The sequence below is a fragment of the Caballeronia sp. INML2 genome, from assembly GCF_023631365.1.
Classification (GTDB): Bacteria; Pseudomonadota; Gammaproteobacteria; order Burkholderiales; family Burkholderiaceae; genus Caballeronia; species Caballeronia turbans.
Map to the genome: position 1 here is coordinate 18426 of NZ_JALQDH010000053.1, position 17623 is coordinate 36048.

Genomic DNA, 17623 nt, shown 5'->3' on the forward strand with positions numbered 1-17623 from the left:
GTTGTTTTACAGGACTTCCACGTTGCCGCACACCGAGATCGCCTGTCCCGAGATGCCGCTGCCCGCGGGCGAGCACAGAAAGAGCGCGGTGGCCGCGACTTCCTCGGGCGTGGTCATGCGGCGCAGCGAGATCTTCTCGACATATTGCTTCTCCATCTCTTCATACGGCAGGTTCAGTTGCTTCGCGCGTGCGGCGATCACGCGCTCGATGCGCGGTCCTTTCACGATGCCCGGCTGTATCGCATTGACGCGGATATTGGACGGCCCCAGTTCGATCGCAAGACTCTTGGTCATGCCGACGACCGCCCACTTCGTCGCGGCATAAGGCGTGCGGAATGCATAGCCGAGCCGGCCCGCCACCGATGACAACGCGATGATCGTCCCGCCGCCGTGCGCGTCGCGCAGCAGCGGCACTGCGCGGCGGGCGAAGTAGAACTGCGCGTTCAGATTGACATCGACGGTTTGCTCCCACTCCTTCACGTCGAGTTCGTCGATGCCGCCCGTCGGCCCCGCGATGCCCGCGTTGTTCACGAGCACATCGAGTCCGCCGAGTTCGCTCTGCACATCGGCGAACACACGCTCGACCGCATCCTTGTCCGATACGTCCGCGAGCGTCGACGTGATCGCGTTGCACTCCGCGCTCGCTTCGGCTTTCGTCAGTGCATCGATCGCCTCGGGACTCGCATCGCAGACGTGCACGCGCGCGCCTGCATCGATGAACGCGCGCGCGATCACGAGCCCGATGCCCGATGCGCCGCCCGTGATGAGTACGCGCAGGCCCGCCTGCGGTTTCAGCATCTGAAGAACCGTCATGCATGTCTCCTTTTTTGTTGTCGTTGCGGTACAGCTCAGGCGCTCGCTTCCTTCGACATGTCGCCGCTTTGCAGGCGCTCCTGCAAGTCGGCGGCGGCATCGCCGATGTCTTCTTCGATGCCCGCGCGCGCGCCTTCGCCGTCGCCTCGCCAGAGGGCCTCGACGATATGGCGATGCGCGGCCATCGAACGGCGCATATGGGGAATGTCGGGTGCGACGAGATTCAGGAACGGGCCGATACGCATCCAGAGGTTCTGGATCGTCGCGAGCGTGAGGTCGCTCGCGCCGTGCGCGTAGATGGCGATGTGGAACTCGAAATTGCTGCGCAGATAAGCGGGCACGTCGCCCGCTTCCACATGGGCGTCCATCGTGTCGAAAATCGCCTGCAATGCTTCGAGATGGGCGCGCGTCATGCGCGACGCCGCGCGCTTCGCGACCGCGCCCTCGAGCGCGATGCGCACGTCGCGCAGTTCGTCGAGCAACTCGAGCGTCATCGGCGGGACCATCAGCGCGCGGCCGGGGCCGTCGATCAATGCGCCTTCCGCCTGCAGACGCGTGAGCGCGGCGCGCACCGGCATCGTCGAAGAGCCGACTGCTTCCGCGACGCTGCGCAGGCTCAGCAACTGTCCGGGCGCGAAGCGGCCCGTCATGATCGCTTGCCTCAGTTGCGCATAGACGCGGCCGGCCATCGTTTCGCGTGCAACCAATTCGAGCGCGGGTAAGTCCGTCGTCGAGCGTGTCGCCACAATCTGCCTCCGTACTTTCGTTCGGCTGCTGCAATGTCTGCGTATCGTGTGACCTGTGATCACACATCGAGTGACTAAAGTTTCGGACGTGCGCCCGCCCGAGTCAACCTCGAATTGCTAGGTGAAAACGCCGACTCCGGGTATGCGCGCCGCGTCGTAACGCATCAGTCAAAGTAGCCGGTCGAGCACGGTTCCCCGGCCGGTGAGACGAAGCATCGGCCAGCGTGGCACCACGGCCAGACGTTCAAGGACGATACCGTGAACGATGGATGTATTTTGTCCATAGTCCATGACATTGGCGACGACGAGTCTGTCGACCGCTCGCACGGCCGCGAGGAAGCCGATGCTCGATGCCGTGAGATCTGGCCCCGAACTCGCGAAACCCTGATTACGCGAACTTCCCGGAGACCGCCCGCTGAATCTCCGCGAACGCGACCGGCTTCACGAGATGATGATCGAAGCCCGCTTCCTTCGAGCGCTGGCGATCATGCGCCTGCCCGTATCCCGTCACCGCGATCAGCAAGGCGTCGGCGGTTGCGGGGCGCGCGCGCATTTCGCCCGCGAGGCTATAGCCGTCCATCCCCGGCAAGCCGATGTCGAGCAGCACGATTTGCGGCGCGAAGACATCGGAGAGCGCGAGCGCTTCAGCCGCGTCGTGCGCCATGCGCACGTCGAAGCCGTCCGCTTCGAGCAGCAGCGCCATCGCGGTGGCCGCGTCCACGCTGTCGTCGACGACCAGCACGCGCTTGCCGGCCGCCACGCCCACCGGCGCTTCTCCCGCGCCCTGCGCGGCCACCTGGGCATCCAGCGCGAGCGGCAGCCGCACGACGAACTCGCTGCCCGTCTGCGGTCCCGCCGAGAATGCCTCGACGCGCCCGCCCTGCAGCTCGACGAGCGTCTTCGCCAATGGCAGGCCGATGCCGAGCCCGCCCTCCGATCGTTCCAGCGACGTCTCCGACTGCACGAACAGATCGAAGATATGCGGCAGCATGTCGGGCGCGATGCCGATGCCCTTGTCGCGCACGACGATGCGCACTTCGTCGCCGAACTGTTCGGCCTCGATCGCGATCTCGCCCTCTTCGAGGCTGTACTTCGACGCATTCGAAAGCAGATTGCCGAACACCTGCGCAAGCCGCACGATATCGCCGACGATGTAAAGCGGCGCATCCGGCAGCTTCACCGTCAACGTATGGCGCTTTCGTTCGAGCGCGGGCTGCACGGTCTCGATGGCCGCGGCGATCGCCGCCGCGAGATCGACCGTTTCCTGACGCAGCGTGATCTTGCCTTGCGTGATGCGCGCGACATCGAGCAGATCGTCGACAAGATGACTCAGATGCCGCACCTGCCTGTCGATGATCGCGCGCACCGTCGCGAAGTGCTGCACGGAAGGCTCGCGGTCGGGGTCGAGCAAATCCACGGCGTTGCGGATGGGCGCGAGCGGATTGCGCAACTCGTGCGCGAGCATCGCGAGAAACTCGTCCTTGCGACGGTCCGCTTCGCGCAACAGCAGTTCGGCGGCCTTGCGCTCGGAGATATCGTTGACGATGCCCGCGATGCGATACGGCCGCGCCGGATGCCCCGCCGCGCCGCGCACCGGAAACGCGCGCTCCGCCACCCAGCGCGGCCCGCCGCTCGCCCGCACGATGCGATATTCGACCTGATACGGCGTGCCGTTCGCGAGCAGTTGCCGATACGCATCGGCGACATGATGACGATCGAGCGGAAGGATATCGCCGGACCAGTGATCCGGTCCCGGCACGGGCGCGGGCGCGCCGTCGCCCGGATCGAAGAGATGCGCGTAGGCGGGGCTGACGTAAAGCAGTTCGCCGGATGCGGGATCGAGCATCCAGAACACGTCGTCGATATTTTCGGCAAGCTGGCGAAAGCGCTCTTCGCTCTCGCGCAACGCGTTTTCCGCGAGCCGCACGCGCAACAAGGCACGCACATGCGCGATCAGCTCGGCGGGTTCCACGGGTTCGGTCAGATAGCTGTCCGCGCCGCCTTCGAGACCGCGAATGCGATCGAGGCTATGCACCGCCGCCGCCGATGTCTGCAGCACGAGCGCGCTCGCGGTTTCCGGCGACGCCTTGATCTGCCGGCACACTTCGAGCCCGTTGATGTCGGGCAGCTTCACGTCGAGCAGCACGAGATCGGGCGCGTCCACGCGCACGCGTTCGAGCGCGGCGGTGCCCGTCGCCGCTTCGATCACATTGAAGCCCGCGCGCGACAGGATGCGCGTTTTCGCATAGCGCGCGCCGTCGTTGTCGTCGACGTTGAGGATCAGCACCTCGTTCCAGTCGCTTCTCATGATGGCCCCTTGCCCGTCACCGCGTCGAGCGCACCCGGCAGCGCGCCGCCGCCGACCGGCTTGCCGATGAACGCGGCCGCGCCGAGCGCCTGCGCTTCATTGCGATCCTCGACATCGCCGAGCACGACGATCGGAATGCTGCGCGTCGCGGCCTGCGCCCGCAGCGCGGCGAGCCAGATCCATGCTTCCGAAGGCGCGGGGCGCACCGCGAGCAGGAGCGCGACGGGCTGCGTGCGCGCGAGCACGCGGCCGGCTTCGTCGAGCGTCGCGGCGCTCATTGCACGATACGAAGAATCGCGCAGCGCGGCTTCGCAATCGAGCCGTTCGATCGGATTGCTCGCGACGATGAGCACGGCGGGCCGCGTATCGCCTGCCGCATGATGCGCCGCGTCGACGTCCGCGCCGTAATGCGCGGGAATCGTGGCACTGAAAGTCGAGCCGCGCCCGACTTCGCTCGTGAGCGAAACGTCGCCGCCGAGCAGCTTGCAGAGCTTGCGGCATAGCGGCAAGCCGAGTCCCGTGCCTTTCACGTATTGCTGAAGCCGGTTCTCGACTTGCCCGAACTCCTCGAACACCACTTGCTGATGTTCCGGCGCGATGCCGATGCCCGTATCGCTGACGGAAAACGTAATGAGCCGGCGCACATCGTCATAGTTCGCGGCGACGCGCACTTCGCCGCGCTCGGTGAACTTGAGCGCGTTCGACACGAAGTTGCGCAGCACTTGCGCGACCTTGGCTTCATCGGTGCGGATGGGCGGCAGGCCTTCACACGAATCGAAAATCAGCTCGACCGCGCCGCCCGGCGACAGCGGCCGCAACATGCCGCGCAGCGCCGAAAACAAGGTATCGACTTCGAACTGGGCCGGGCGCACTTCGATCTTGCCCGCCTCGATCTTCGCGAGATCGAGCAGGTCGTCGACCGTCTCCGACAGATCCTCGGCCGCCTTGCGGATGAAGCGCACCTGCTTCTCCTGCTCTTCCGTCAGATCGCCGTCGATACGATCGAGCAAGAGCTTCGACAACGCACGGATCGACGAGAGCGGCGTGCGGAACTCGTGGCTCATGTTCGACAGGAAGCGCGACTTCGATTCATCCGCGCGACGCAGATGATCGGCGCGCGCATCGAGTTCCGCATAGAGCGCGACGACGCCGCGATTGGTGTCTTCGAGCTCGCGCGTGAGACGCGTCAATTCTTCCTGACGCTCGCGCAGATCGGCCAACGCGGCGATCAGCTCGCGATTCTGGCGCTGCAATTCCGCCGCCGTGTCCTCGCGCGGCTGACGCGAAAGCGCGTCGCCGACCGCCTGCAGGTCGCACGGCACGCCATCGGGCAGCGCCTTCGCGAGCGAGATCGACGTGACGCCGTCCGCTTCATCGGCGATCGCGCATTGATCCATCAGACGCTGGGCCGCGAGCAGGCCGAGCGCGGCTTGCGCGTCGTCGTTGCGCATCGCGCGCAAACGCTCGCCTGCGCCCGCGGCCGCCAGAAAACGCACGACGAAGCGTCGCGGACGCGTGGCGGCTTCGACGAGGAATTCGGCGCGCGCCGGCTGCCCCGCAGTCAGCACCGTGCGCGCCGCTTCGAGGACGGAGGTCGAAATGCGCGTCTGATCCTGCGGCGAGAAACCGAGCGCCGCGCTCGCATCGCGCGCCTTCACGCGGGCCGCGACCATGTCGCGCTCGTTTTCGATATGCATCGCGTAGAGCGGCTGCGTCATCATGCGCCTCCGGTCACGCGGGCGACGAACACGGTGACATCGTCGCGGCCGCGCGAGAAGTCGCGGTACAGCACCGCCGCGACGAGCGCCGGATGCCGCATCGCGAGACCCGGATAGCGCGCGAGATCCCAGCGCGACGCGAGCCCGTCCGAATGCAGCACGACGAGCGCGTTCGGCGGGTACGGCACGTCGAACACCTGCGCGCGCCGCGCCGCATGCCCGACGATGCCGCTGTGCGACACGAGATGCCTGTGCGAGCTTTCCGCCCACACGCTCGCCGAAATATTGCCGATGCCCGCGAATGAAACCGGCGTGCCCGCCATGGACGCGAACGCCGGCATGCGCGCGATGCCGACCGCGGCGCCGCGCGTCGGGCGCAGGGCGTCGTTGGCGGCTTCCATGATGCGCTCGAGCGGCAGATCGCCATGTGCGGCCAGCGCCTTCGCCGCCTCGACCGCCGCGACATTCGCGAGCGGACCGTGACCGAGGCCATCGGCGACGAGCACGGTGAATTCGCCGTGATTCGCGCAGCATGCCCATGCATCGCCGCAAACGGTTTCCGTGTGCAGCGGCAGATTCACGACGCCATAGGTCAGTTGCGTGTCAGGCGCGTGCGCCGCGCCCGCCGCGTTCCAGAACACGACGCGCAGCACGGTGCCGCGTCCCGGCGCGCTCCAGATATCGAGCGCGTGGGACAGGCGCTCGATCGCGCCCATGCCGTTGCCGGCGCTGCCCGCGGTCGTGTAGCCGTCCTCGAAACAGCGATGCAGGTCGTAAATGCCCGGCCCGCTATCGATGCACACCACTTCGATGCCGTAACGCTGAACGCCGCCCTCGCCTGCATCGACGAGCGGCCGCACGAGCAACTCGCCGCGCTGTGCGTGCTTCAGCAGATTCGTGCCGCATTCGGTGACGACGATCGCGAGCGCGCCCGCGGCGGTCTCGTTGAAACCGAGCCCGCGCGCGAGTTCGCCGATCGAGCGCCGCGCATAGGCGATCTGACTCGCCTCCGCGATTTCGAAGCGCTGCTGCGCGGCCATCGATTCCTTCAGAACGGTTTCCATTTCGTGATCGAGACCTGCGTACCAACGCCAGGCGCCGAACGAATGTCGAATTCGTCGCACAGACGTTTCGCGCCGCCAAGGCCGAGGCCGAGGCCGCTGCCCGATGTGAAGCCGTCGGACAGCGCGCGCTGGATATCCGGAATGCCCGGGCCATTGTCGACGAATTCGAGTCTAAGGCCGCGGCGGCCGTTGCGCTCGACGAGATAGCAGTGCACGTCGCCGCCGCCGCCGTAGATGAGCGTGTTGCGTGCCAGTTCGCTCGCCGCCGTCACGAACTTGGTCTGATCGATGAGCGAGAGGCCCTGTGCGACGGCGCGCTCGCGCACGAACTGGCGCAGCCGCACGATCTGTTCGTCGGAGCGGATCGGCAGCGTGTCGGGCGGCGTGCTGGACGTCGGTGCGGCTGTGGAGTTGAAGGTCGTCATGGCGTCGTTCGCATGCGGCCGTCAGACCGTGCCGTTCGTCGCGAGGAGCGCCATGCCCTTCTCCACGTTGAGCGCGGTGCGCACGCCTGAGAGCGTGAGCCCGAGTTCGACCAGCGTGATCGCCACCGACGGCTGCATGCCGACGACGACCGTCTCCGCGTCGAGCACGCGCGCCATCGCGGCCGTATTGCCGATCATGCGTCCGATGAACGAATCGACCACATCGAGAGAAGAAATGTCGATCAGCACGCCGCGCGCGCCGTCCTTCACGATGCGGCTCGTCAGGTCGTCCTGCAGCGCGAGCGCGAGCCGGTCGTGCATGTCGACCTGAATGGTGACGAGCAGCAGCTTGCCCATCCTGAGAATCGGAATGCGTTCCATTGCTTGAGGGCCCCGTTCAGTCGCGTTGCGTTCGATGCGTGCTTCGAATGGCGAGATGCGGCGTCATTCCGGTTGCAGCGAATCGAAGCCGTCGCTCGAACGGCCTGCGCGCAATGCGTCCTGCGCGGACCCTGCCGTCACCGACTTGCCGGTGCGCTGCAGCGCGATGACGAAGGCCGCCGCGAGCGTCGCCTTGGTCGTGACGTTCGACAGGTTGACGCCGAGGTGCACGATGGTCTGCGCGATTTGCGGACGAATGCCGCTGATGATGCAGTCCGCGCCCATCAGACGCGCCGCCGCGACGGTCTTGAGCAAGTGCTGGGCGACGAGCGTATCGACGGTCGGCACGCCGGTGATGTCGATGATCGCGATCGCGGCGCCCGTCTCGACGATCTTCTGCAGCAGGTTCTCCATCACGACCTGCGTGCGCGCGGAATCGAGCGTGCCGATGAGCGGCAGCGCGAGAATGCCGTCCCACAACTGCACGACGGGCGTCGACAGTTCGAGCAGTTCCTGCTGCTGGCGCACGATGACCTGCTCGCGGCTCGTCTGAAAGACTTCGGTCGTGAAGAGGCCGAGGTCGTCGAAGAGCGTGCTGACCGTCAAGGTGAGATCGGCGAGCGTCGCGGCATCGTTGCCGAGCGCCTCGCGCAGACGCATGAAGAGCGGCTGCTTCAGCGAGAACACGAACATGGCGGTCTCGACCGGCGTGAAGCCCTGACGCGCGCGCTGCGTGGACATTTCCGCGAGAAACGCGCGCACATCCTGCCACGCGGGCGATTTGAAATCGACGCGCTCGGATGAGCCGAGCGCCGCCATCAGCAGCGAGACGAATTGCGCGAACTGATTGCGCAACTCCGCTTCACCGACGAGTCCGCGCCGCGAAGCGATGGCGTGCTGCTGCGCGAACCACTCCGCGAGCAGTTGTTCCTGATTGTTAGTGAACAATTGGGCAAGCCGCATTCCGCCGACCATTTCCATGCCGAGATCCTGTGCAAATGATGTTATCGGGCGCCAAGCCCCGGACGTTGGTTGTTGCGTCGCCGCTACGAGTATCGAAATAAACGCGACGCAAGGCGCTCGGAATGTAGCACGCCATCCCAAAAATCGACAGTCCGGGAAGTCTTGTAGCGCAAGGGATTCCGTGAATATGTCGTTGGCCGTCTGTCGCACGTCGGTGAATCGGCAATTGCTTCCGGTCTTTCGCTCGCGGGCACCGAAGTCCGGTCAAATATCCTGTGTCATGCGTGCGTGTACAGCCGCCCGCTGGCGCGCCGTGCGATGCCGTGTATAGCGGCGGGAATATTTTTTTGGGTATTGCCCGATGCAATACTCGGGCGATAGACAAGAACGTCATTCGACCCGCCGGAGCGCACATGGCCCAAACGATTCATCCCGTCGACGAAGTGCTGCCTATCGGTCAGATGCTCGCGGTCGGCATTCAGCACGTGCTCGTCATGTATGCGGGAGCGATCGCGGTGCCGCTCATCATCGGCGCGGCGTTGAAGCTGCCCAAGGATCAGGTCGCGTTTCTGATCAGCTCGGACCTCTTTGCGTGCGGGCTCGTCACGCTGGTGCAGTGCATCGGCGTATGGAAGTTCGGCATCCGCTTGCCGGTGATCATGGGCGTGAGCTTCGCCCCTGTCGGGCCGATGGTCGCGATGGCGTCATCCGGCGCCGGCCTGACGACGATCTTCGGCGCGACGATCGCGGCGGGTGTTTTCGCGATACTGATCGCGCCTTTCTTCGGCCGGCTGATGCGCTTCTTTCCGCCGCTCGTCACGGGCACGATCATTCTCACGATCGGCATGACGCTCTTTCCGGTGGCGATCAACTGGGCGGGCGGCGGGCGCGGCGCGGCGAATTTCGGCGAGCCGAGGAACCTGATGATCGCGGCGACCGTGCTGCTCGCGATTCTGCTCATCAACAAGTATCTGAAGGGCTTCATCGCGAATATTTCCGTGTTGCTCGGCATGGCGATCGGCTTTGTGATCGCGCTGCCGCTCGGCTTCGTCGACTTCGCGGGCGTGGGTCAGGCCGCGTGGTTCGCGCCGGTGCGACCGTTCGCGTTCGGCATGCCGACTTTCGATATCGCTGCCATTGCGTCGCTATGCCTCGTGATGGTCGTCATCATGGTGGAATCGCTCGGCATGTTTCTCGCGCTTGGTGATCTCACGATGCGGCCCGTTTCGCGCATCGATGCGACGCGCGGGTTGCGCACCGATGGTCTCGGCACGGTGATCGGCGGGATCTTCAATACGTTTGCGCATTCGTCGTTCTCGCAGAACATCGGGCTCGTGGGAATTACCGGTGTGAAAAGCCGGTGGGTCGTCGCGGTGTCGGGAGTGATTTTGATTTTGCTGGGGCTGTTGCCGAAGCTTTCCAATCTGATTGCTTCGATACCGGTTGTCGTGCTCGGCGGGGCGGGCATCGCCATGTTCGGGATGGTCGCGGCGACCGGCGTGAAGATCCTGAGCAAGGTCGATTTCGACAGCAAGAACAATTTGCTCATCATCGCGATCAGTTTGGGCGTGGGGGTGATTCCGCTTGCAGCGCCGACGTTTTTTGCCCATATGCCGGGGTGGGCAGGGCCCCTTACGCATAGCGGGATCACGCTCGCTGCCGTGTTTGCGATTCTGCTCAATGCGCTTCTTAATCGGGAGCGCGATTCGGAGGATATCGAGAGGGAGATCGCTGCGGAGATGCCTCTGAGCTTACGGGATGGGGATGTGAGGGAGTGAGGGTTGTTTGTTTGTCGCCGGATCCCGTTTTCGTATTGGTTTATTAGCACTGCCCCTATGCGGGGCGGCAGTCACTTTCTTTGCTGCTGCAAAGAAAGTAACCAAAGAAAGCAGCTCCACACGCCCGCGGTCACACGCAGTTTGGCCACGCGTGCCATGTGATCGTGGGCTGCCTAAGTGTCGCCCTCATAGGCCCAACCGCGCTTGGATCGCGCACGGTCTGTATCATCGCACCACTCCACTTGCTGGTTCAGCACCAAATAGCACCGGCACAGCGCTACGCGCTGCCGACGGGTCTACAAAGGAAACCAACCTATCGCACATGCAATGAGATGGAAGCGTTACGACGAAGCGCGCGCAAACCCGATGAACCCATCGGCCGCGAAGCGGGCCGGAGCCTTTTGGTGCTGAACCGCTCCGCTGTGCGGCGCGAGGTGACAGACCGTGCGCGAGCCAAGCCCGATTAGTCTTGTGAGGGCGACACTTAGGCAGCCCACGATCACATGGCAAGCATGGCCAAACTGCGTGTGACCGCGGGCCTAACAAGCTGCTTTCTTTGGTTACTTTCTTTGCAGCAGCAAAGAAAGTGACTGCCGCCCCGCATAGGGGCAACGCTAATAAACCACAAACAAAACGGGATCCGGCGAAAAACGAAACCCAAAAGCAATCCACCGTACAAACGCACAAAAAGCAAACCCACTACCATAGGAAAGCCCCCACCTCCGCCCTCGCCCTCAAAAACAAATGCCAGAAACCCTCTGGATTCTTCTGACAGCGATCGCGCTGCTCTACGCCATTGCCTTGGCGGGACTCTATTGGCTACAAGGCCGCCTGGTCTATCCATTGGAAAAGATCGAAGCTTTCAAGAACGCGGAACTGGAGGAGCAAACCGAAGCGGTCCGCATAAAAACCGAAGACGAACTCACCCTGACCGTCCGCTACAAAGCACCCAAACAAAAAACCGCCTCGACAATCATCCTCTTCCACGGCAATGGCGAAGACCTCGCCCAACGCGGCCACATCGCGCTCGAGCTGATCGAAGCAGGCTACGGCGTGCTCCTCGCCGAATACCGCGGCTACGGCGGCAACCCCGGCAGGCCGCACGAAGCCGGCCTCTATGCCGATGCACGCGCCGCCTACGCCTATGCATCGGCGCGTTCATCGAACATCGTGCTGCACGGCTATTCGCTCGGCTCGGGCGTCGCCGTGCAGCTCGCGAGCGAAGCAAAAATCAACGCGTTGATGCTCGAAGCCCCGTTCACGAGCATCGTCGATGTGGCGGCGATGCGATTCCGGCTCTTCCCGGTGCGGCTGCTCGCACGCGATCGCTACGATAGCCTTTCGAAGATCGCATCGGTGCGCGCGCCGCTTCTGATCTACGGCGGCACCAAAGACGGGGTGATCCCGCCCGCGCACTTCCAGCGCCTCTTCGACGCCGCACGCGGCGACAAGCGCCTCGCGCTCATCGAAGACGCCGATCATCTCGACGTCTGGACGATGGGCGGCCGCGAGCACGTCATGCAATTCCTCTCCTCGCTGCAACCGGCGCGGGACACGCTGCAAGCCTAAGCGCCCGCCGCTTTCCTGCGCGTGCGCCCGAGCTTGAGCGTGACCCATGTCGGCGCATGATCGCTCGCATGCGGCTCGCCGCGCACCCATGTATCCACGCCCGCGCTCTCGAGCTTCTTCGCCAGATCCTTGCTGAGCAAAATATGATCGATGCGCAGGCCCGAGTTGGTCTGCCAGTGATTGCGGAAGTAATCCCAGAACGTATAGATGCGCTCGTCGGGAAACGTCTTGCGCAACGCATCCGTCCAGCCTTGCGCAAGGAGATCCGCATATGCCGCGCGGCTTTCGGGCTGCAGGAGCGCGTCCTTCAGCCACGAGCGCGTGTTGTAGATATCCTCGTCGGTGGGCACGACGTTGTAATCGCCCGCGAGCACGACGGGATGACCGCTGTCGAACAACGCTTTCGCGTGCGCATTGAAACGCTCGAACCACGCGAGCTTGTAGTCGAACTTCGGGCCCGGCTGCGGATTGCCGTTCGGAAGATACAGACAACCGATCAGCAATCCGCCCACGGCCGCTTCGATATAACGGCTATGCGTGTCGTCCTCGTAGCCGGGCAGCCCGCGCCGGACCAGCACCGGCTCGGCATCCTTCGCGAGAATCGCCACGCCGTTCCACGACTGCTGTCCGTGCCATAGCGCGCCATAGCCCGCGCTCGCGATCGCATCGGCGGGAAACTGCGCATCCGTCGCTTTCAATTCCTGCAGACAGACGATATCGGGCGACTCGCGTTCGAGCCATTTCAACAAGGCGTCGAGACGCGGACGAATGCCGTTGATGTTGAAGGTCGCGATTTTCACTCGGCGTCTCTCCATCGGTGGATCGGGATCGATCGTACACGCGTCGCAGTTTGCGTGCCGCAACGTGCGCGAGCGCATCGGCGCAAAATCTGCGAAAGTCACGCGAACTCCGCGACCTCCTTGCATCCATGTCCGAAGGCTCCGCTCACTGGCAGCGCAATCTCTACGTCTGCGTATTCGGCTCGTTCACCACCATCATGGCGATGACGCTGCTCCTGCCCTTCCTGCCGCTCTATGTGCAGCAGCTCGGGGCCTCGTCGGTGGATGCGGCGGTGCAATGGTCCGGCGTCGCTTTCGGCGCGACGTTTCTCGCGGCGGGGCTCGTCGCGCCGCTATGGGGGCGTCTCGCCGACCGCTACGGCCGCAAGCCGATCCTGATCCGCGCGAGCCTCGGCATGGCGATCACGATGTCCCTGCTCGGCGTCGTACAGACCGTCTGGCAACTCGTGGCGATGCGCTTTCTCGCGGGGCTCGTCGGCGGCTATGCGAGCGGCGCCATCGTGATGATTGCAACGCAGACGCCGAAGCACCGCACCGCATGGGCGCTCGGCACGCACGCGGCCGGCATGATGGCCGGCAATCTCGTCGGACCGCTCGTCGGCGGACTCCTGCCGGGACTGATCGGCATACGCGCGACGTTCTTTCTCGCGGGCGGCCTCATCTTCTGCTCGTTCATCATGACGACGCTGCTCGTCAAGGAAGCGCGCCGCGCGCCCGATCACGCGAAGACAAGGCCTCGCGGCGGCTGGCGCGACGTGCCGCTGCTTACGCCCGTCATCGCGATGCTCGTGAGCGCGATGCTCCTCATGTTCGCGAACATGTCGATCGAGCCGATCATCACGGTGTACGTGGCGCAACTCGTGAAGGACGCGAAGCAGGTCACGCTCGTCGCGGGCTTCGTGATGTCGGCCGCCGCGCTCGGCAGCGTGCTCGCGGCGCCGCGCGTCGGACGGCTTGCGGATCGCATCGGCGCACCGAAGGTGATCGTCGCGTGTCTTGCCGTCTGCGGCGTGCTGCTGATTCCGCAGATGTTCGTCACCAACGGCACGCAGCTCGTCGTGCTGCGCTTTCTGATGGGCCTCGCTTTGGGCGGCCTGCTGCCCGCGATCACGAGCGTCGTGCGTCACAACGTGCCCGATCACGCAGCCGGATACATCCTCGGCTACGCGACATCGGCGCAATACATCGGGCAGGTGACGGGACCGCTCGCGGGCGGCTTCATCGCCGCGCATTCGGGCATGCACTCCGTCTTCGCGATGACGAGCGTGCTGATGTTCGCCGGCGCCGCGTTCAATGCGTGGGTGTTTCTGCGCGCACGATGAGCGCTTAGTTTTTCTCGCTGTCGAGGTGCGCCATCTGCACGGCCTCATAGCGATCGCCCGCCGCCGCGCCCCTCGGCACCGCCGCTTCGATCGCGGCGAAGTCATCCTTCGTGAGCGTCACGTCGAGCGCGCCGAGCGATTCCGTCAGGCGATCGCGGCGGCGTGCGCCGATCACGGGAACGATGTCATCGCCCTGCGCCAGCACCCATGCAATGGCGATCTGCGCGACGCTCACGCTTTTCGCATCCGCGATCTTGCGCAGCGCATCGACGAGCGCGAGATTGCGTTCGACATTGCCTTGCTGAAAGCGCGGACTGTTCGCGCGCCAGTCGCCCGCTTGCGCGGCGTCCTTCCTCCAGTGTCCGCTGATGAGCCCCCGCGACAGCACGCCATACGCCGTGATGCCGATGCCGAGTTCCCTGCATGCCGCAAGGATCGCGTCCTCGATGCCGCGCGAGATCAGCGAATACTCGATTTGCAGATCGCACACCGGATGCACGGCCGCCGCCTTGCGGATCGTTTCCGCGCCCACTTCCGACAGCCCGACATGACGCACATAGCCCGCCTCGATCATGTCGGCGATGGCGCTGACGGTATCTTCGACCGGCACGTTCGCATCGAGCCGCGCGGGGCGGAAGATGTCGATATGGTCGACGCCGAGCCGCTGCAACGTGTACGCGAGCGCGTTCTTCACGGCAACGGGACGTCCGTCGAACCCGATGAAATTGCCGGCCGGGTCGCGCATGCCGCCGAACTTGACGCTCACAATCGCCGAATCGCGCCGTGAAGGCGGCGCGCTTTTCAGCGCCTCGCCGATCAGCATTTCGTTGTGGCCCATGCCGTAGAAGTCGCCGGTGTCGAGCAGCGTGATGCCCACTTCGAGCGCCGCGTGAATCGTCGCGATGCTCTCCGCGCGATCCGATGGCCCGTACATGCCCGACATGCCCATACATCCGAGCCCGATGGCCGACGATTGCGGTCCGGTCTTCCCGAGTCTGCGTTGTTCCATGATGGTTCTCTCCTGAAGGACGTGGAGAGGATTATGGGAGCAATTGACACGTGCGATAATCCGCCTCAATGCGAATGGGCTGTGCGCCCATGCGAACAATGAGCAAACCATGGACGAGCCGGATTTGTCGGACCTTCACGCGTTTCTGGCCGTCGCGCGCTCGCGCGGCTTCAGGCAGGCGGCGCTGTTGCGCGGCGTGTCGGCGTCGTCGCTGAGCGAGGCGATCCGCAGGCTCGAAACACGGCTGGGCGTGCGCCTTCTCAATCGCACGACGCGTAGCGTCACGCCGACCGAAGCGGGCGAGCGGCTGATCGAACGCCTTGCGCCCGCCTTCGCGGAAATCGCGGGCGCGCTCGATACCGTCAACCACTTTCGCGACAGCCCGACCGGCACGCTGCGGCTAAACGTGCCGAGGATCGTCTCGCGCGAAATACTGCCGCCCATCGTCGCGCGCTTTTTGACGGCGCATCCGGGCATCAAGCTGGAAATCAGCGCAACCGATACGTTCATCGACGTGCTCGCCGCCGGTTTCGATGCGGGCATTCGCTACGACGAGCGCATCGAGCGCGACATGATCGCGGTGCCGATCGGGCCGCGCACGCAGCGCTTCGTCGCGGTTGCGGCGCCGTCCTATCTCGCCGCGCACGGCGAGCCGAAACATCCGCGCGATCTCGTGAACCACGCGTGCATCGGGCATCGCTTCGACAGCGGCGTGCTGGCGGTGTGGGAATTCATGCGCGGCAAGGAAGTGATGCGCATCGCACCGCAGGGTCCGCTCGTCACGTCGTCGATCGAAATAAGCAGAAGCGCGGCGATCGCCGGGCTGGGTCTCGTCTATACGTTCGACGAATTCGTGCGCGAGGCGATCGACGCCGGCGCGCTCGTGCCGGTGCTCAAGCCGTGGTGGCAGAGTTTCACCGGCCCGCGGCTCTACTATCCGAGCCGCGCGCACATGCCGGGGCCGCTGCGCGCATTCATCGACTTCATTCGCGACGGAAATTGATCGCGGTTATTGCTGCACGCCCCAGCGACGCACCGTGACGCGCTCGACGGTATCGAACACGAGATGCTCGACGGCGAGGCCGATCACGATGACCGCGGCGAGCCCGGCGAACACGCGATCCGTGTAAAGCTCGTTGCGATTCTGGAAGATGTACCAGCCGAGGCCGCCCTTGCCCGAGCTCGCGCCGAACACGAGCTCCGCCGCGATCAGCGTGCGCCACGCGAATGCCCAGCCGACGCGCAGCCCCGCGAGAATCGACGGCATCGCGGCGGGCACGAGGATCAGCATCACATGACGCATGCCGGTGAGACCGTAGTTGCGGCCGGTCATGCGCAAGGTCGAAGGCACCGCCTGGAATCCGGAATACGTATTGAGCGCGAGCGGCCACAACACCGAATGCACGAGCACGAAGAGCAGGCTTCCCGTCCCGAGGCCGAACCACAGCAACGCGAGCGGCAACAGTGCGATGGACGGCAGCGGATTGAACATCGCCGTGAGCATAGAAAGGATGTCGCGGCCGATGCGCGTCGATACCGCAAGCGACGTCAGCACGAACGCGAGCGCTGCGCCGAGCGCATAGCCGCGCAGCAATACCGACATCGAAATGCCGACCTTCGCGATCAGCTCGCCCGACGCAATGCCCTGCACGAACGCGACGAAAGTCGCGCTGAAAGTCGGCAGCAGGAGATCGTTATCGACGGCGCGCGCGGCGATTTCCCAGATCGCGATCAACACGATCGCGATGATGGACTTGCGCAGCCACGCGCGATCCGCAAGCCGCTTCGCAAGCGGCAGCGGCGCTTCGTGTTCGACCCCGGCAAGCGCGGCGGGCGTGACTTCGTATTCGGGCCGCACGGGCGGCACGATCAGATGCGGCGTGCTCATTGCGCCTCCTCTTCGAACAGCAGACGATGAATGCGCGCAACGCTTTGCTGAAACTCTCCGCGACCCATGCTTTCCTGCGTGTATTGATGACTGTTCAGTTCAGCGCGCACGCGCCCCGGATGCGGCGTCAGCAGCAGAATGCGATTGCCGATGATGAGCGCTTCCTCGATCGAATGCGTGACGAACAGCAACGTGAAGCGCTCGTCGCTCCACAGGCGCAACAGCTCTTCCTGCATGCGGCGGCGCGTGAGCGCATCGAGCGCGGCGAAGGGCTCGTCCATCAGGAGCACGCGCGGCTGCATCGCGAGCGCGCGCGCAATGGCGACGCGCTGCTTCATGCCGCCCGATAGCGTGTGCGGATAAGCGTCGGCGAATTTGGCGAGGCCGACCTTGTCGAGATAATGCAGCGCGCGCTCACGCGCTTCGGCGCGGCCGAGCTTGCGCGCGACGCGCAACGGGAAGGCGACGTTTTGGAGAACCGTCTTCCACGGCGGCAACTGGTCGAATTCCTGAAACACGACGATGCGATCCGCGCCCGGCCCGCGCACGCGCTCGCCGCCGATTTCGATGCTGCCCGCGACAGGCTCGATGAAACCGGCGACGGCCTTGAGCAAGGTGGACTTACCGCAGCCCGACGGCCCGAGCAGCACGAAGCGGTCGGCGCCGTACACATCGAAACTGACATCGTGCGTCGCGCGCACGAGACGCTCGGGCGTGCGGTATTCGAGCGTGACGTTCTTCGCGCTCAGAAGCTTGCCGCTCATGGAAGTGTGACGATCGGCTTCCTGTGAATAAAGCGCTTGGGGATTGGCGGCCATGATCTGTCTGCTGGATGGCAA

The 17623-nt window shown here is 64.7% G+C and carries 16 protein-coding genes; 4 read left to right on the top strand and 12 right to left on the bottom strand.

All coding sequences use genetic code 11. The features are described 5' to 3' along the window. Positions 1–6 precede the first annotated feature (6 nt). The 8 genes from NCT32_RS19680 to NCT32_RS19715 form a co-directional block, all read right to left on the bottom strand. A complete protein-coding gene (locus NCT32_RS19680) occupies positions 7–813 on the bottom strand; it encodes an SDR family oxidoreductase (protein ID WP_061120771.1) in 807 nt (268 codons plus the stop codon). A 35-nt stretch (positions 814–848) separates the two neighbouring features. Next, positions 849–1502, bottom strand: a complete 654-nt coding sequence (locus tag NCT32_RS19685) for a GntR family transcriptional regulator (RefSeq protein WP_061120791.1) — start codon at positions 1500–1502, stop codon at positions 849–851. Positions 1503–1947: 445 nt separating this feature from the next. Further along, positions 1948–3867 (bottom strand): response regulator, encoded by a 1920-nt coding sequence (locus NCT32_RS19690; RefSeq protein WP_061120770.1) that lies wholly within the window; start codon positions 3865–3867, stop codon positions 1948–1950. Further along, positions 3864–5588: an ATP-binding protein gene (locus NCT32_RS19695; protein WP_250477503.1), complete on the bottom strand. Its 1725-nt coding sequence runs from the start codon at positions 5586–5588 to the stop codon at positions 3864–3866. Before NCT32_RS19695 ends, NCT32_RS19690 begins: the two co-directional genes overlap by 4 nt. Continuing rightward, the gene (locus tag NCT32_RS19700; RefSeq protein WP_061120769.1) at positions 5585–6649 is read right to left on the bottom strand and encodes an ATP-binding protein; all 1065 of its coding nucleotides are present in this window, start codon (positions 6647–6649) and stop codon (positions 5585–5587) included. The genes NCT32_RS19695 and NCT32_RS19700 overlap by 4 nt, the downstream gene beginning before the upstream one ends. Next, positions 6634–7074 carry an anti-sigma regulatory factor gene (locus NCT32_RS19705; RefSeq protein WP_061120768.1) on the bottom strand — a complete coding sequence of 147 codons (441 nt, stop codon included), beginning with the start codon at positions 7072–7074 and terminating at the stop codon, positions 6634–6636. Before NCT32_RS19705 ends, NCT32_RS19700 begins: the two co-directional genes overlap by 16 nt. Positions 7075–7095: 21 nt before the next feature. Further along, positions 7096–7455: an STAS domain-containing protein gene (locus NCT32_RS19710; protein ID WP_061120767.1), complete on the bottom strand. Its 360-nt coding sequence runs from the start codon at positions 7453–7455 to the stop codon at positions 7096–7098. 63 nt (positions 7456–7518) lie between these two features. After that, positions 7519–8436, bottom strand: coding sequence for an STAS domain-containing protein (locus NCT32_RS19715; RefSeq protein ID WP_061120766.1), 918 nt, complete (start codon positions 8434–8436; stop codon positions 7519–7521). Between the two features lie 395 nt (positions 8437–8831). Here NCT32_RS19715 and NCT32_RS19720 point away from each other — a divergent pair, with 395 nt between their 5' ends. Next, on the top strand, positions 8832–10196 hold the full coding sequence (locus NCT32_RS19720; protein ID WP_061120765.1) for a nucleobase:cation symporter-2 family protein: 1365 nt from the start codon (positions 8832–8834) through the stop codon (positions 10194–10196). Positions 10197–10940: 744 nt separating this feature from the next. After that, positions 10941–11765 carry an alpha/beta hydrolase gene (locus tag NCT32_RS19725; protein ID WP_061120764.1) on the top strand — a complete coding sequence of 275 codons (825 nt, stop codon included), beginning with the start codon at positions 10941–10943 and terminating at the stop codon, positions 11763–11765. Here the strand turns inward: NCT32_RS19725 and NCT32_RS19730 are convergent. Then, entirely contained in the window at positions 11762–12580 is an 819-nt protein-coding gene (locus NCT32_RS19730; RefSeq protein WP_061120789.1) for an exodeoxyribonuclease III, read from the bottom strand. The genes NCT32_RS19725 and NCT32_RS19730 overlap by 4 nt on opposite strands. Before the next feature lie 113 nt (positions 12581–12693). On the opposite strand from NCT32_RS19730, the gene NCT32_RS19735 reads away from it, so the two are divergent. Next, positions 12694–13887 (top strand): MFS transporter, encoded by a 1194-nt coding sequence (locus NCT32_RS19735; RefSeq protein ID WP_061120763.1) that lies wholly within the window; start codon positions 12694–12696, stop codon positions 13885–13887. Positions 13888–13891: 4 nt separating this feature from the next. On the opposite strand, the gene NCT32_RS19740 is transcribed toward NCT32_RS19735, so the two are convergent. Then, entirely contained in the window at positions 13892–14896 is a 1005-nt protein-coding gene (locus NCT32_RS19740) for an aldo/keto reductase (protein WP_061120762.1), read from the bottom strand. Positions 14897–15005: 109 nt separating this feature from the next. Here NCT32_RS19740 and NCT32_RS19745 point away from each other — a divergent pair, with 109 nt between their 5' ends. Next, positions 15006–15899, top strand: coding sequence for a LysR family transcriptional regulator (locus tag NCT32_RS19745; RefSeq protein WP_061120761.1), 894 nt, complete (start codon positions 15006–15008; stop codon positions 15897–15899). A 6-nt stretch (positions 15900–15905) separates the two neighbouring features. Here NCT32_RS19745 and NCT32_RS19750 read toward each other — a convergent pair whose 3' ends face one another. After that, entirely contained in the window at positions 15906–16784 is an 879-nt protein-coding gene (locus NCT32_RS19750) for an ABC transporter permease (protein WP_061120760.1), read from the bottom strand. Beyond that, positions 16781–17602: an ABC transporter ATP-binding protein gene (locus NCT32_RS19755; RefSeq protein WP_061120759.1), complete on the bottom strand. Its 822-nt coding sequence runs from the start codon at positions 17600–17602 to the stop codon at positions 16781–16783. The genes NCT32_RS19750 and NCT32_RS19755 overlap by 4 nt, the downstream gene beginning before the upstream one ends. Positions 17603–17623: the final 21 nt, after the last annotated feature.

Excerpts from the sequence above, each read along its gene's own strand:
- NCT32_RS19685 (WP_061120791.1), bottom strand. The coding sequence starts at position 1,502 with ATGGCCGGCCGCGTCTATGCGCAACTGAGGCAAGCGATCATGACGGGC.
- NCT32_RS19750 (WP_061120760.1), bottom strand. The coding sequence starts at position 16,784 with ATGAGCACGCCGCATCTGATCGTGCCGCCCGTGCGGCCCGAATACGAA.
- NCT32_RS19735 (WP_061120763.1), top strand. The coding sequence starts at position 12,694 with ATGTCCGAAGGCTCCGCTCACTGGCAGCGCAATCTCTACGTCTGCGTA.
- NCT32_RS19705 (WP_061120768.1), bottom strand. The coding sequence starts at position 7,074 with ATGACGACCTTCAACTCCACAGCCGCACCGACGTCCAGCACGCCGCCC.
- NCT32_RS19695 (WP_250477503.1), bottom strand. The coding sequence starts at position 5,588 with ATGATGACGCAGCCGCTCTACGCGATGCATATCGAAAACGAGCGCGAC.
- NCT32_RS19740 (WP_061120762.1), bottom strand. The coding sequence starts at position 14,896 with ATGGAACAACGCAGACTCGGGAAGACCGGACCGCAATCGTCGGCCATC.
- NCT32_RS19730 (WP_061120789.1), bottom strand. The coding sequence starts at position 12,580 with ATGGAGAGACGCCGAGTGAAAATCGCGACCTTCAACATCAACGGCATT.
- NCT32_RS19710 (WP_061120767.1), bottom strand. The coding sequence starts at position 7,455 with ATGGAACGCATTCCGATTCTCAGGATGGGCAAGCTGCTGCTCGTCACC.
- NCT32_RS19715 (WP_061120766.1), bottom strand. The coding sequence starts at position 8,436 with ATGGAAATGGTCGGCGGAATGCGGCTTGCCCAATTGTTCACTAACAAT.
- NCT32_RS19755 (WP_061120759.1), bottom strand. The coding sequence starts at position 17,602 with ATGGCCGCCAATCCCCAAGCGCTTTATTCACAGGAAGCCGATCGTCAC.
- NCT32_RS19700 (WP_061120769.1), bottom strand. The coding sequence starts at position 6,649 with ATGGAAACCGTTCTGAAGGAATCGATGGCCGCGCAGCAGCGCTTCGAA.
- NCT32_RS19690 (WP_061120770.1), bottom strand. The coding sequence starts at position 3,867 with ATGAGAAGCGACTGGAACGAGGTGCTGATCCTCAACGTCGACGACAAC.
- NCT32_RS19720 (WP_061120765.1), top strand. The coding sequence starts at position 8,832 with ATGGCCCAAACGATTCATCCCGTCGACGAAGTGCTGCCTATCGGTCAG.
- NCT32_RS19680 (WP_061120771.1), bottom strand. The coding sequence starts at position 813 with ATGACGGTTCTTCAGATGCTGAAACCGCAGGCGGGCCTGCGCGTACTC.
- NCT32_RS19745 (WP_061120761.1), top strand. The coding sequence starts at position 15,006 with ATGGACGAGCCGGATTTGTCGGACCTTCACGCGTTTCTGGCCGTCGCG.
- NCT32_RS19725 (WP_061120764.1), top strand. The coding sequence starts at position 10,941 with ATGCCAGAAACCCTCTGGATTCTTCTGACAGCGATCGCGCTGCTCTAC.